Source organism: Chryseobacterium luteum, assembly GCF_000737785.1.
Lineage (GTDB): Bacteria > Bacteroidota > Bacteroidia > Flavobacteriales > Weeksellaceae > Chryseobacterium > Chryseobacterium luteum.
Window position 1 is genome coordinate 137,534 of record NZ_JPRO01000004.1, and the last position, 13,656, is coordinate 151,189.

Consider the following 13,656-nt stretch of genomic DNA (forward strand, 5'->3'; position numbering starts at 1 on the left):
CTTATGTTCTTAATTTAATTTTGCTGTTAACTTTTTGAACTGTTTTTCTGCATTTTTTCCTTCGTAAAGAATGGCATAGATTGTATCTATGATCGGCAGCTTAAGATTTTTCTGCTTTGCTGTTTTATAGATTGAATCTGCGGCATAATATCCTTCTGCCACCATATTCATGGACTGGATTGCAGATTTTACGGTATATCCTTTTCCGATAAGATTCCCTAAGCTTCGGTTTCTTGAGAAAAGAGAATATGCTGTTACCAGAAGGTCTCCCAGATAAGCACTTTCATTCACATCTCTTGGAACTTCATAGATGGCATCCAGGAAGATTTCCATTTCGCGGATTGCATTGGAAACAAAAACAGCAGTGAAGTTATCTCCATATCCCAGCCCGCTTGCGATTCCTGCTCCGATCGCAAAAATATTTTTAAGGATCGCACTGTATTCATTTCCTAAGATGTCTTTGCTGGAATGTACTTTGATAAAATCTGAACTGAAAAGCTTTTCCAGTTTTTCAGCCGTTTCATCTTCTACTGCAGCAAGCGTAAGGTAGGAAAGTCTTTCCATAGCAACTTCTTCAGCATGACAAGGTCCCGCAATAACGGCCTGATTTCTGAAACCGATCTTAAATTCATCTCTCAGATAATGGGCCACCACATCGTTTACTTTAGGAATGATTCCTTTAATGGCGGAAACAAAGATCTTGTCACCATACTCACAGGTCATTTTATCCATGGTATCCGAAAGGTAAATGGAAGGTGTCGCCAATACGACGACATCACAGGCAGTCACCAGCTCGTTAATATCTGTTGTAAGTTTCAGACTTTTAAGATTAAAATTAACGGCCGTAAGATAAGAAGGATTGTGTCCGCGGAGTTCAATAGCCCCCTTTACAAATTCACTTCTTACACACCAGTGTACTGTTTTACAGTTTTCAACAAGCATTTTTACGATAGCGGTTGCAAAACTTCCGCTTCCTACTACTCCTACAGAAATGTCTTTCTTATTCTTTTTTGGATTGGAAGATTCTGAAATTATTTTCTTTTTAACCATAATTGGAATGTGAACTGCAAATATATTAAAACAAAGACGGAACGCAGACTTTGGGGCTATGATAAAAGCCACTTTCTGAAAAAATTAACACTTGAATACAATTAAATATCTAATCTGGCGTTAAATACAGAAAAAACTAAGTTTTCTTTAAAAATATCCCTGAAAGAGTATTTTTAATTAAATTTGCACGCTTAAAACCGTTTTGTAATATACTAAGAGAAGAAAAATGAAGAAATTTCTAAACAGCAAAAAAAACGTGAACATTCTCCTGGGAGGGCTTTTGCTGGTAGTTTTTGCACAGGCTGTCTTTATCGCCAGGTTATTTTCTGAAAAGGATGACAGGATGTATGAAGTGAACCTTGTTAAAATAAACACTGAAAAAGACAGTGTAGATTATTTAAAAATGAAAACAGACCTTACTTTGGTGGATCAGACCGTAGCCGAACTTAATTCATTCCTGAGGTCCAAAGACATCGCCAACGAAAAAGTGATGATCCTGAATAAAGACAGCATTTCGAATTCTGTATACCTGGCAAAACAGTCCAACCGCTACAGCCAGTATCTGATGAATCTTCAAAAAAAGCTGATGGAAGTTCCGCTTGGAATGCCTACCGACGGATATATTTCCTCTAATTTCGGCATCAGAAAGAATCCAATTCCGTTTAAAACCGTATTTGCTTCTGTAAAATCAAGTGCTTCTGCTGAATCTAAACCAGTAGCCGCTGCCGCTCCAAAACCGGAAGTAAAAGCTGAGCCTGTTGAGAGAATCATTGAATTAACAGATAGCTATGGCAATAAAAGGGAAGTAAAAGTTATGGTGACTCCAAAAGCTGCTCCTTCTGCTCCGGCACCATCTCCTGCTGCTCCATCAACAAAAGCTGTTGCCGGCAATACCTCATCGAAAGCTCCTATGGAAAGGAACAATCCTCCTGCTGAAGCGGATCAGATGCAGTTTCACAAAGGACTGGACATTGCGGTCGCATTTGGTTCAGATGTAAGAGCCGCCGCTGCTGGAACAGTTATTTTTTCCGGTCAGAAAGGCGGGTATGGAAACTGCGTTATTGTTTCTCACGGAAACGGGCTTGCTACACTTTACGGCCACTTATCACAGCTGGTTTCCAAAGTAAATGATAAGGTAAAGGTGGGACAGGTTATTGCCAAATCCGGAAATTCAGGGCGTTCTACAGGACCTCACCTTCATTACGAAGTACATAAGAACAACACACCGGTTAATCCGAAATTGTTTATGAATTTATAAAAAAATGGCTGTCTGTATGACGGCCATTTTTTATTGATATCCTTCAAAAGCTAAAAAACTGTGTAATCTGATGAATCTGTGGGAGATTTTTACAGAAAACGGATGTTTTTAAACCATTAAGTATTGTTAATTTTTTAAGAATATTAAGGGGAGCTTCGCTTTAGGCAGAACGTCTTAAAAATCCTTGATTTTCTTAACAACTTAACTTCTTCAATCATCTTAATGGTTCAGAAAAAATTTGAGATCATTTTATTTTACGCAAAGTTTTTATCATATGAACTGTAGATTTTAGGAGGCAAAGGCTGAATCAATACATTGATTCGATGAAGCGGATGGTTTTTATTCTGTTGATATATACCTGGCGAACAATTTATAACAAAACCTGCCGTCTTTTGACAGCAGGTTTTCTTTATTAGGTATTATTTTATTTCAGAATTTTCAGGGTTCCTTTCAGGTGAGTGAATGATCCGTTGGGTTCTGCAATATTGGTATAGATTATATTTTGATTATAATCCTGAATGTGGGTGATATTGGAACCCAGTTTTGGTTCATGCCAATATACCATAAATACGTTCTTTGCAACTTCTACAGCGGTGTACTGTATGGTATCCGTATTCCCTTTTACGTTTCCGGAAATGCCTGTAAAGGACATTTCTTTATTGTTTTTGAAATCAAGAACGTACTTAAATGTTCCGAAATCAGCTTCTATTTTGTTTCCAATTGCCGGATAAGGTGATTTCAGGTCCCAGTTGATTTCTCCAAAGAAAACTTTCGCTCCCATTTCCAGTTCATCTTTTCCATGAAGATCGGGATATTTTTTAACCATAAAGTCTACAACAGCAGAAGACGATTTGTTTTCTGTGACTGCTTTTTTATAGTTTTCCAGATAATTTTTAACGAAATCAAGAGACTGAGGAGACATGGATAGCTTTGCAAAATGGGAAGGAACAACCTGTTCAGGCTGTAATGCTTTCATGGCATCAATCTGGGCGATCCACTGATCAATCGCTTTTAGATTCTGTGTATCTGCCATCCAGAGATGGGAATCAACGGAAACAGAAATGCCGCCTGCCACTGTTTTTAAAGATGGGATCCACACAAAACTGTGAGCCGGATCTTGCGCATTCTGTTTTATCTCGATCCTTTCTCCTTCCAGATCAGGAATAGCATTAACCGCTTCCGGAATAATGATCTCTGAGGGAGCATCTTCTTTCAGCTGGGGTTTCCATACAGCCATTTTATCGTCCTTAGACGCGGCTATAAGATAGGCAGTCTGTGCTGTTGAAATGATCTTTACATTGGGAAATGCTTTTTTGATGACATCCAGACCAAAATAAAAATCCGGGTCACTGTGGGAGATAAAAACCGTTTTCAGATTTTTTCCTATCGCCTTGATTTCTTTTACCAGCTGTTCCGCATACTGTTTCTGAAACTGGGCATCGATAAGCACAGCATCTTTATCTCCATAAACAATAGTGGAAGTAATAGGAAATATGGCTTTGGAGCCGGGATTATAGACTTTGATCTTCAGGTTTCCTGCGAACAGAATGCTTACAAAACCCAGCACTGCTACCAGCGATAATAATTTCTTTTTTAGCATTGTATATTTTTAATAAGCTGCTGTAAAACGCTCACGGATGTGGTTATTCTGTTCCAGTTCATCCACCAAAACGGCAGCTACATCTTCCACGGAAAGACGGCTTCTTCCGTTTTCGTCAAAAACAGGAGTTTCCAAAGAGGTTCTGTATTGTCCTGTTCTCTCTCCTACATTAGCCTGGTTCATTTCAATAGCAGGGCTGAAGAAGGTCCAGTCCAGGGTATTATTTTCTTTGATCTTGTTCAAATAATCTCTTGCTGCTGTTGCACCCGGTTTGTAAGCTTCTGGAAAATCCGGAGTATCTACAATCTGTACATTGTCCGGAGTATAAAGACTTCCTGCTCCACCCACTACGATAAGCCTTTTTACGCCTGATTTTTCTACTGCTTTTTCAATATTGACAGAACCGTTCAGAAAATCGTTGTAAAGATTTGGATTGGTCCACCCTGCATTGAAAGCGCTGATCACAGCATCACTTCCTTTCAGAGCTTCTGCCAGTTCATCCGTATTATTTACGTCAACACTTTTTGCTGTTACATTTTCTTTTGATTCTACTTTGGAAGCATCTCTTACTAAGGCTTCCACTGCGTATCCTCTTGCTGCCAATTCATCCACTACTTTTTTTCCTACAAAACCGGTTGCACCGATTACTGCTACTTTTTTCATAATATTTATTTTAAAATTAAATTGTAATAAAATTTGTTACATTTATAGTTAAAAATTTTTACTCAAACTGCTCCGAAAATTCTTTCAGAGATTTATTGCCTAAAAATTGAGTAACCAAATGATCTGTTTCTTCAAATAATGTGTTTAGATGGGTATTGATCTCTTTCCCTACACTGCATACAGGATTGGGATTTTGATTTTTCTTTCCTAAAACTTCAGAGTTCTTCACCGCTCTGTAAATCTCCGAAATACTGATCTGTTCTGCATTTTTGGCTAGTTGGCTCCCACCGTCTTTTCCCTGTCTGCTGGCAATCAGGCCTGCTTCTCTCAATACGCTGAGCTCCTTCCGGATAATCACCGGATTAACGTTAATGCTGCCGGCAACCCATTCAGAAGTGAGCCACTCCTGAGGACTTTTCGCCAATAAGGTCATGATATGTATTGCCGTAGCAAATCTTGTATTATTCATTGTAATTACAGGGCAAAGATAGGTAAAAATTTAACTGTAACAAATTTTATTACAGTTAAATTTTTCTTAAAGGATTAATTTATCCAGATCCAGAAGCAGGTAGTTGATATTCTGGTTAATGGTTCTTGTTGCGGACTGCATCTGGTTCAGCATAGCAGCACGGTTATGGAGGTCATCTGCCCTGTAGAAACCTCCGTCACTGAAAATCACTGACTGGTCTGCTGCTGCTTTAACATCATCAAACTGGTAATGAAGCCATCTCTCTTTCATACTGCTGATAATGGAATGCTCTTCTTTATTGGAAAACTTTTTCTCTGTATACATATACCAGATGAACGGCGGAAAATTCGGGGATTCCAGTTTTTCTCTCCAGATATCTCTCAAGAGGTTTCTCTGGTGGATAAATTCCACTTTTTTACCTTTGGGATTAAGTGTTGCAAGACCGAAGCCTGCACCTACAACTCCCCCACTGATATCAATGGCATTGCTCCAACCTCCATCACTGACTATTCCGCCGGCAATGGATGCGGCCGCACCTGTTACGATGGAAAACAGGATCAGCTTGTTATTTTTGGAATCATTGAGGTTATCCACATAATTTCCAATTTGTGCCACTCTTTCCCCTTCACAATCGAATTCGGCAGCTACGGCATCGAGTTCCGTAAGGGCAATTGTAATTTTACTGTTGATCCTGGTTTTAAGCTGCAATACCTTAACCTGGGAAGCAATGGATGAGTCTTTTTTAAGCTCAATAATTTCATGAACTTCATCAAGATTATCCAGGGCATTCAGAATAAGAATGCTCTGATCGGAAAATTTCCCCTGCAGTTCCTTATTGGCTGCCAGAATAGAATCTGCATTATAGGATGGGATTCTGTTGGTGTAATTGTATTTGAAAGGTGCTTTGCAGTAACTGTCCTTCAGGGTAAGAATATTCTGTTTAATCACCTGATTCTTTTTGGAAACACAAGAAGTCAGGAGACTGAATGCGGCCAGAAGGTAAAAAAGTTTTTTCATTCAGTTTATATTTTTGCTTTGCGATATTGTTGGGAAGGCGCAAAGGCGCAAGATTATTTTAAACCATTGTTTTAAGGCGTAAAGATTTTATCTCCGATAAAATTTAAAACTGCATATCTTGTATAACATTTTGGACTCACGAATCCTTAAAAATTCTAACGATCTTTAGCCTTTGAAATTGATCAATACGAATATAATACAAATAAAAAAAATTACCTGAATTCAGGTAATTTTTTAAGCTATTTTTAAGCAGAATTATTTTATATCCAACAGTTCCACTTCGAATACAAGCGTAGAATTCGGTCCTATTTCTTTGCTGATCTGCTGATCTCCATATGCCAAATGCGGAGGCAGGATCAGTCTCCACTTACTTCCGACAGACATTAGCTGAAGTGCTTCCGTCCATCCTTTGATCACTTTGTTTAAAGGAAAAGATGCAGGTGTTCCTCTTTTTACAGAGCTGTCGAAAACTTTACCGGAAATTGTCGTTCCGTGGTAATGGCATTTCACCGTGGATTTCGGTCCTGGCTTTGCGCCATCTCCTTCTGTGATGATTTCATACTGTAAACCGCTTGGCAACTGTACAACGCTTTCTCTCTTACCGTATTCCTCCATGTATTCCTTACCGTCGTTAAGGTTCTTTTCTGCAAGTTCTTTTTTCTTTTTAAATAACATATCTGCTACTCCCATTGTTGATATTTTTTACAAAGATAGGGGTTTTTGAGAAGATGGAGAGGGAAGCCGGAGGATGGAAGTTATGGAGGTGAGGTGGAGATATTATGAGTTGCGGGGTACGGGGTATCAGTTGCGGGTTTAAAGTATAATGTATAATGTATAATGTATAATGTATAATGTATAATTAAGAAAATAAATTTATATCACAGCCAGCTAAAGGGTAAACTAAGAGCTCTTTCAACTTCAACCTCCCTTCCTTCAGCCAAATCACAGACTAGCAATAACTTCTGCCCGAATCTCCGTGTCTGCCACAAAATTCAAATACTTTTAATATTGTGTTAACGCAGTTTCGGAAACTTGGCGTTATAATTGGATTTAAAAACTAAATGCCACAACCACTAAAATATAATAAGAAATTCGACGAGCTTAATGAAGAGGAGAAAAAACTTCTTGAAATCAATAAAAAGTCGATTGCAGACTTTGTTGAACAGTCTTCTTCTATAAGCGATGTCAACTATGCCACCAGAAATGCCCATGCAAAAGCCTATGCTGTAGCTGATGGTACATTCATTATTGATAAAGATATTCCTGAAGAGTTTTTTCTGTTTTTCAACAGTGAAAAATTCGATCTTACGATAAGACTTTCAAATGCCAATCTGAAAATTAATACGTCTAAAAAAGATATTCCCGCTTATGGATTTGCTGTAAAGGTAAAGGATGAGAACGGTGGACTGATCGCCAATTTCCCACTCGTTAATTTTCCTTTATTTCCTACGAATTCTGTTTCCCATTTCCTGAAACTATTTACGGCAGTGAACCGATTTTATATTAAAAAATGGAGCAGTTTTTTTTCACTGGTGGCTCAGGCTGTTAAGATGATTCCTTATTTTTTTACGCTGTCTTTTTTCAAAAATATTTTAAAACTTCTGGGTAAAAGGAATGATTTTATTCTTTCTTTCGATTATCATTCTGTAGGCGCTTACCGTCTTGGTGAGCATATGATCAAGATCAAACTGGTCCCAAAGTCTGTCAATAAAAAATTCGGGCGGAAATTGAAAATGAAAGAGGCTTTGAAAAACTATTTCCAGGATAACAATTATACAGCAGATGTTTTGATACAGTTTTGTTATGATCTGAAGGACCAGCCGATCAACCGACTGAATGTAGAGTGGAAAAATTCACCTTATATAAAGATCGGGGAAGTGTTCATAGATAAAGGAGGGCTGCTTGATCCTCTGGACTGTACCAATGAGCTGCTTTCATTCAACCCGTTTGAAAGCAAGCCGTTTTTCCAGCCGGTTGGAAAGATACAGAAACTGCGTGATGAAGCGTATAAGGTTTCTGTACAGACGAGAAGGAAGATTAATAAGTTGCTGCATGGATGATGAGGGATAGGAACGGTGATGGTCAATCAATGGTGAATAGTCAGTCGTGAATAGATTGCTGACTGTGAATTTTTGATACGGATCATTTTAAAAATAAAAAAGGCTTTACAGATTTGTAAAGCCTTTGTATATTATAGTTTGTTATTCTTATTCTTCTGATTTTTCCTTTGCTTCCTCTTTATCAGGGAAAATAATAGAAACAAGAACGGAAAGCACCAATACTCCTCCTACAATTCCTAATGAAACCGGAGACGGGATATGAATCCACGGTGCAATCAGCATTTTCACCCCGATAAATGACAGGATGATAGCCAATCCGTACGGAAGCTTGCTGAACATGTGGATAAAATTCGCTAACAGGAAATATAATGATCTCAATCCTAAGATCGCGAAAATATTGGATGTATACAGGATGAACGGGTCATTGGAGATCGCAAAGATCGCCGGAATAGAGTCTACCGCAAAAAGAACGTCGGTAAATTCAATAACCCCTACCACTACTAAAAGTGGTGTTGCCATCTTGATTCCGTTTTGGATCGTGAAGAATTTATCACCATCATAGTTATCAGAAACTTTCCAGAAGCTTTTGATCAATCTTGCACCAGCCGTATTGCTGTAGTCTTCATCATCATCGTCGCCTCCGTCACCCCAGGATTTGATCCCGGCATACACAAGGAACAGACCGAAGAGCGCCATTACCACGTTGATCTGTACCGCTTTTCCAAAAATATTCATTTCAGGAAGATACGTCAGGTTGATCAATCCTACCCCTGCAAAGATAAATATCGCTCTGAATACCAATGCCCCAATGATTCCCCAGAAGAGAACTTTATGGTGAAGGTATTTCGGAACTTTAAAGAACCCGAAAACAAGGATGAATACGAATAAATTATCCACAGAAAGGGCTTTTTCAATCCAGTAGGCTGCCTGATACTGCGTAAATTTCTCTACGGCTACAGCATGACTTCCAGCAGTTCCGTCTGTATTGAAAACCCAATACACTACTCCGGAAAATATCATGGATAATGAAATCCATACGATAGACCAGATGGTAGCTTCTTTGGACGATACTTCATGGCTTTTTTTGTTGAATACTCCTAAATCCAGGAGCAGCATGATAACCACCGTTACCGCAAATCCCCACACCAAGCCCGGGTGCAATTCTAAAATACTTTGATGTTCCACTTCAGTTTATGTTATTATATGATAAAAGCAATAGATGTACGGTATGCACAAATATTGCTAATTTTTAATGTTTTTATTTTGATATCAATATATAAATAAATTTTGGCCAAAGCCAGTAAAATTATTTATTTTTCCCGAATGTACCTCAGTCCATTCTTATTGAATATCTATGATTTACAAGTAATTGGCCTGAACCGTCTGGATCGTCTGCTCCAGTTTCCTGTCTGAAGTAGGATCTCCGATTGCGTTGAACTTCCATTCTCCGTTTCTTTTGTAGAAAACACCCATTACCATGGCAACGTGTCCTTTGAAAGAAGCATCATTGGCGATATCATATTTAGCGAAAACTTCTCTTACATTGGTAGGAGTTCCTTCATAGATACGGATAGAAGCGAAAGGAATCGTTCCGAAATCCTGTCCCTGGTAGCTGTTCAACACCAGTGCAACATGTTCTACATTTGGTTCCAGCTGGCTGAAATCTACCGTGATCACTTCATTATCCAGTCCGTCGTCTCCGTTTACATCACCGGTAAGGTCGTCACCACTGTGTTTTACAGAACCGTTTCTCGACTTCAGGTTTCCGAAATAAATTACTTCCGTAAGCGTTTTGTTTGAATCAAATAAGATGCAGCTTCCGTCTAAGTCTACTGCCTCTTTTTTTGTTCCGAAAAGCCCTTTTTTCTCAATTGCTCCCCAGTTGATTCCCACACAGGCTTGGGTAAGCTCGGCACCGTTTTCCTTTTTCAGGTTGATTCTTTGACCTTTTTGTAAGTTAATAGCCATCTTTTTATGGTTTAGTGTTATTATTTTATTGTTGGGCGAAATGATACGTTTTCTTTCGCTTTAATTATTATTCAAATTCAGATTAAGCATTGCACGCAAAATATTCGTTTCTTCATCAAAATCGAATATTTTGCTCATAATATCTATATTTTCCAGGTTTTTGAGATAATCCTTCAGCACGTTTTCCACTTCTGCAGGCAGCGTCCGTTTCCTTTCACCGATGGAATTTTCCAACAGCTCATTTTTTCTTTTCAGCTGATTGATGATCGTGGTCTGGTTCGACTGGTTCTCGGAAATATCAAGCTTTTCAAGATCCCCATCGAACAGGTAGAGCTTTTTATCATCGATACCGAAAATAAAATAGTCATCAGACTGAAATACCTTAAAGAGCTCATACTCATAGGTCCCGATCAGGTAACCGCAGACAAAACGCACTTTAAAGCTCTGAATATTCAGTCTCCCCAAAAGCTTCCTTTCTATCGCATAATCTTTATACTGATACGCTGGAAAAGACTTAGGCTTCAGCTGCTCTTCATCTGCATTGGTCCTGTAGAATTCCTGCCCGTATTTTTTATGGAAATACAGTACATTGTTCCAGTCTGCCGTAAAAACATCTTCGGTAAGGTCTTTATAAAGCATTTTCAGATGCTGGGAAAATATACCGCTGTACATCTTCCGGTCGGTCTGAAAGCTGTCTACGCGCCTTTCCTCAAAACCTTCAATATATTTATTATTAACGTCAATTTCATTAATTACAGCCAGCATATCATTTTCCTTCTGCCTTTTTATTTTGGTGAGAAGTTCTATGAGACTGTCGGTATACTGCAGGTGGAAAAGTTCCAGCTTATTATAGTCCAGAGCGGTATTTTCCTGAAACAAATTGTGGATGATATCTGTTTTAATGTAAATAGATATGATGTCAATATGTTCAAAAAAATTAGCGAGAAGTTTAAGCTTTGTCAATCTTCTTTTGCTCTGAGACATTATGGTTGCTGCATCATCCCCCACCTTGGTATCCTGTTAATTAACCTCTGACGTTTGCTTTTAATTCATGTTCCAGTGTCTGAAGGTCCTGGTCCAGTTTTCTTCTTCCCTCAGCACCCTGTTTCTGGATCTGCTTCACTTCATTCAATGTATTGATCAGCATTGAAGTGGTTTCTCTCAATGTTTCTACAGAAACGATGGTCTGTTCGTTCGCTCTGGCTACATTCACTGAGTTCTGACCCAGACGTTCTGCATTTTTCTTCAGAATAGCTTCTGTAGTGGAAGATACTTTCTGCTGGATCTCGATATTCTGCTGCTGTCTGTACATCGCTACTGCCAGTGAAAGCTGGTTTTTCCAAACCGGAAGTGTCGTGGTAAGGATCGTCTGTGCTTTTTCAGCAATAGAAACGTTGTTATTCTGTACCAGTCTGATCTGCGGAAGTGACTGCATCATAATGATACGCACCACTTTAAGATCAGCCATTCTTCTGTCTAATCTCGCGATGAAATCTCTCTTATCAGCGATCTGATAATCCTGGTAAGTCTGCGGATCCGCTTCCATTTGGGCCAATTCTGCAGCAGCTCTTTCCATTCTTACATTTCCGGCGATGACCAATTCTTCGATTGCCTTAATGGAATTCACGTTGCTTTCAAAGATTGTCTGAAGTACAGCGTTGTCTTTGGTAGAGGTGATGATTCCTGCATTTACTTTATGAGCGATCTGTTCGATATTGTTGATAATTTTATCATATTTCGCAAACAGATTTTCCACCTGTGTCATGACCTTTTTCATGAAAGGGATCTTGCTCAGGAAGCTTTTCACTTTATTTTGCTGAAGTTCTTCAACATCCACATAGTTAAGCTCTACCAACAGGTCATTGATAAGCACTCCCACTTCTCCTGAATTGGATCTTCTTACATTTCCTAAAAAGCTGTCACTCTGGTTGGATAAGGTTTTCTGAAGCTCTGCTCCGTAATTCACGATGGAGCCCGGATTGGTCTCATCGATGGAATTGGCAAGAACCTCGTATTTTTTACGTTCTTCTACCTGTAACTGAGTCAGATTTACATTTCCTTCTTTATCCACAAGAACTGCCGGGGCCGTATTTTGTACAGGCTGGCTCGGTGGAGCCATCGGTGCAGGTTCAAATGTTTTAAGAGGTTCAATAGACCCCATTGGATCTGTTGGCTGATTTTCCTGATTATCCATAATTATTTTTGATAAATTGATACGAATTTGTCAAGACCGTCTCTCTGACCCGCCCCAACAGCTTCAAATTTCCATTCTCCGTTTCTGTTGTAGATTCTTCCGAATTCTACGGCAGTTTCAATAGAGAAATCCTCATCCAGTTCATATTTCAGGATTTCTTCGTTCGTGTCTGTATTGAAAATTCTGATGAAAGAATTTCTTACCTGTCCGAAGTTCTGCTTTCTCGCATCAGCATCATGGATGGTTACAACAACCGTAATTTCCTGAATCGCCGGATCAATCTTTGTAAGATCAATCTTGATCTGCTCATCATCTCCTGAACCTTCACCGGTAAGGTTGTCTCCTGTGTGGATCACAGCTTTGTCCGGAGATTCCAAATTATTATAGAAAATAAAGTGACTGTCTGACACCAATTTTTTATCCTCGCCCAGCAAAAATAAAGAGGCATCAAGGTCAAATCCCGTTCCTGTAGAGGTATTATTGATATCCCATCCTAAACCTACAGTGAATTTAGGTGCGTTAATGTTTTCTCTCTGTCCTTTTTGTAAGTTAATAGCCATAATATAGTTCCGTTTGTGTTAAAGTGTTGATGTTATTTTCGTATTCTTTTATTAAATGATAATTATTGCTGATGGCCAGCTCCAGAAGCATCTCCATCTGCTCCTTTTTTACTTTAGACGTAAGATAGTCAAAATTACTTGAATCCAGGCCTAAAATATATTTTACGATCCTTGTATTGAATTCAAAACTTGGCTTTGCCATTACTTCTGCGACGTGCTGGATATTTTTCACCGCATAATAATTAAAATGGTTTTCAATTTTCGGATCAATGTCAAAATTCATCAGTTCCGCATAATAGAGGAACATAAAATCTGCTTCTACATCATATTCGTTCAAAATCCTGTTCACCGTATATTCGTGGCTTCCCGTGATTTTTATATCGTCTATAAAAATACAAAGTTTTCCGCGTAAAAAATCCTTATCAATATAATAAGTATCATTGGCGATCAGATTTTTACGGTCTTCAAAATTAAGATTCCCATAATCCGTGATATATGTGTGGTTACGGTTGATCTTGGATATAATACTGGATTTCATTCCTTTCTGAAACAGGTACAGATCCAGATGCTTTTTAAAGAAAAAACATAAAAAATTAGAGGCCGTAGGAATAGCCATATATGGACTCGGAAGAACCACGATCTCTTTTTCTGTTTTTAAAAGCTCTGCATATTCCGTAATAAATCCGCTGAATAATTCTTTAGCAAACTTTTCAGCATACGACTTATCGCCATACTTGAAATAGCTGTATTCTGCGGGTGAAAAAGTAAATTCATCCGCCGAATGAATGTGGTGTAAACTGTATCTTTTATTCATATT

Annotated in this window: 14 protein-coding genes; 2 read left to right on the forward strand and 12 right to left on the reverse strand. The window is 38.6% G+C overall.

Features of this window, described 5'->3' with window-relative positions; all coding sequences use genetic code 11:
• Window positions 1–9 precede the first annotated feature (9 nt).
• Window positions 10–1,050: an NAD(P)H-dependent glycerol-3-phosphate dehydrogenase gene (locus tag IX38_RS07405; protein ID WP_051884551.1), complete on the reverse strand. Its 1,041-nt coding sequence runs from the start codon at window positions 1,048–1,050 to the stop codon at window positions 10–12.
• A gap of 226 nt (window positions 1,051–1,276) precedes the next feature.
• Here IX38_RS07405 and IX38_RS07410 point away from each other — a divergent pair, with 226 nt between their 5' ends.
• Window positions 1,277–2,308 (forward strand): M23 family metallopeptidase, encoded by a 1,032-nt coding sequence (locus tag IX38_RS07410; RefSeq protein WP_034703432.1) that lies wholly within the window; start codon window positions 1,277–1,279, stop codon window positions 2,306–2,308.
• Window positions 2,309–2,732: 424 nt separating this feature from the next.
• Here the strand turns inward: IX38_RS07410 and IX38_RS07415 are convergent, their stop codons facing one another.
• The 5 genes from IX38_RS07415 to IX38_RS07435 all read right to left on the reverse strand — a co-directional run bounded on the left by IX38_RS07415 (window position 2,733) and on the right by IX38_RS07435 (window position 6,747).
• On the reverse strand, window positions 2,733–3,908 hold the full coding sequence (locus tag IX38_RS07415; protein WP_034703434.1) for an MBL fold metallo-hydrolase: 1,176 nt from the start codon (window positions 3,906–3,908) through the stop codon (window positions 2,733–2,735).
• A gap of 9 nt (window positions 3,909–3,917) precedes the next feature.
• The gene (locus IX38_RS07420; RefSeq protein ID WP_034703436.1) at window positions 3,918–4,571 is read right to left on the reverse strand and encodes an NAD(P)-dependent oxidoreductase; all 654 of its coding nucleotides are present in this window, start codon (window positions 4,569–4,571) and stop codon (window positions 3,918–3,920) included.
• A 58-nt stretch (window positions 4,572–4,629) separates the two neighbouring features.
• The gene (locus IX38_RS07425; protein WP_034703437.1) at window positions 4,630–5,040 is read right to left on the reverse strand and encodes an Rrf2 family transcriptional regulator; all 411 of its coding nucleotides are present in this window, start codon (window positions 5,038–5,040) and stop codon (window positions 4,630–4,632) included.
• Window positions 5,041–5,106: 66 nt separating this feature from the next.
• A complete protein-coding gene (locus IX38_RS07430) occupies window positions 5,107–6,057 on the reverse strand; it encodes a hypothetical protein (protein WP_034703439.1) in 951 nt (316 codons plus the stop codon).
• A gap of 255 nt (window positions 6,058–6,312) precedes the next feature.
• A complete protein-coding gene (locus IX38_RS07435) occupies window positions 6,313–6,747 on the reverse strand; it encodes an FKBP-type peptidyl-prolyl cis-trans isomerase (RefSeq protein WP_084680226.1) in 435 nt (144 codons plus the stop codon).
• Window positions 6,748–7,118: 371 nt separating this feature from the next.
• On the opposite strand from IX38_RS07435, the gene IX38_RS07440 reads away from it, so the two are divergent.
• Window positions 7,119–8,117 carry a catalase family protein gene (locus tag IX38_RS07440; RefSeq protein WP_034703441.1) on the forward strand — a complete coding sequence of 333 codons (999 nt, stop codon included), beginning with the start codon at window positions 7,119–7,121 and terminating at the stop codon, window positions 8,115–8,117.
• A gap of 147 nt (window positions 8,118–8,264) precedes the next feature.
• Here IX38_RS07440 and IX38_RS07445 read toward each other — a convergent pair whose 3' ends face one another.
• From IX38_RS07445 to IX38_RS07470, 6 genes are all read right to left on the reverse strand, one after another.
• Complete coding sequence (locus tag IX38_RS07445) at window positions 8,265–9,302, reverse strand: TerC/Alx family metal homeostasis membrane protein (protein WP_034703443.1); 1,038 nt, start codon at window positions 9,300–9,302, stop codon at window positions 8,265–8,267.
• 174 nt (window positions 9,303–9,476) lie between these two features.
• Window positions 9,477–10,085, reverse strand: coding sequence for a TerD family protein (locus tag IX38_RS07450; protein ID WP_034703446.1), 609 nt, complete (start codon window positions 10,083–10,085; stop codon window positions 9,477–9,479).
• A 60-nt stretch (window positions 10,086–10,145) separates the two neighbouring features.
• Entirely contained in the window at window positions 10,146–11,048 is a 903-nt protein-coding gene (locus IX38_RS07455; protein ID WP_131368645.1) for a hypothetical protein, read from the reverse strand.
• A gap of 61 nt (window positions 11,049–11,109) precedes the next feature.
• Window positions 11,110–12,279 carry a toxic anion resistance protein gene (locus tag IX38_RS07460; RefSeq protein WP_185097675.1) on the reverse strand — a complete coding sequence of 390 codons (1,170 nt, stop codon included), beginning with the start codon at window positions 12,277–12,279 and terminating at the stop codon, window positions 11,110–11,112.
• A 2-nt stretch (window positions 12,280–12,281) separates the two neighbouring features.
• Window positions 12,282–12,839, reverse strand: coding sequence for a TerD family protein (locus IX38_RS07465; protein WP_034703448.1), 558 nt, complete (start codon window positions 12,837–12,839; stop codon window positions 12,282–12,284).
• Complete coding sequence (locus IX38_RS07470) at window positions 12,829–13,653, reverse strand: phosphoribosyltransferase family protein (protein WP_034703450.1); 825 nt, start codon at window positions 13,651–13,653, stop codon at window positions 12,829–12,831. Before IX38_RS07470 ends, IX38_RS07465 begins: the two co-directional genes overlap by 11 nt.
• Window positions 13,654–13,656: the final 3 nt, after the last annotated feature.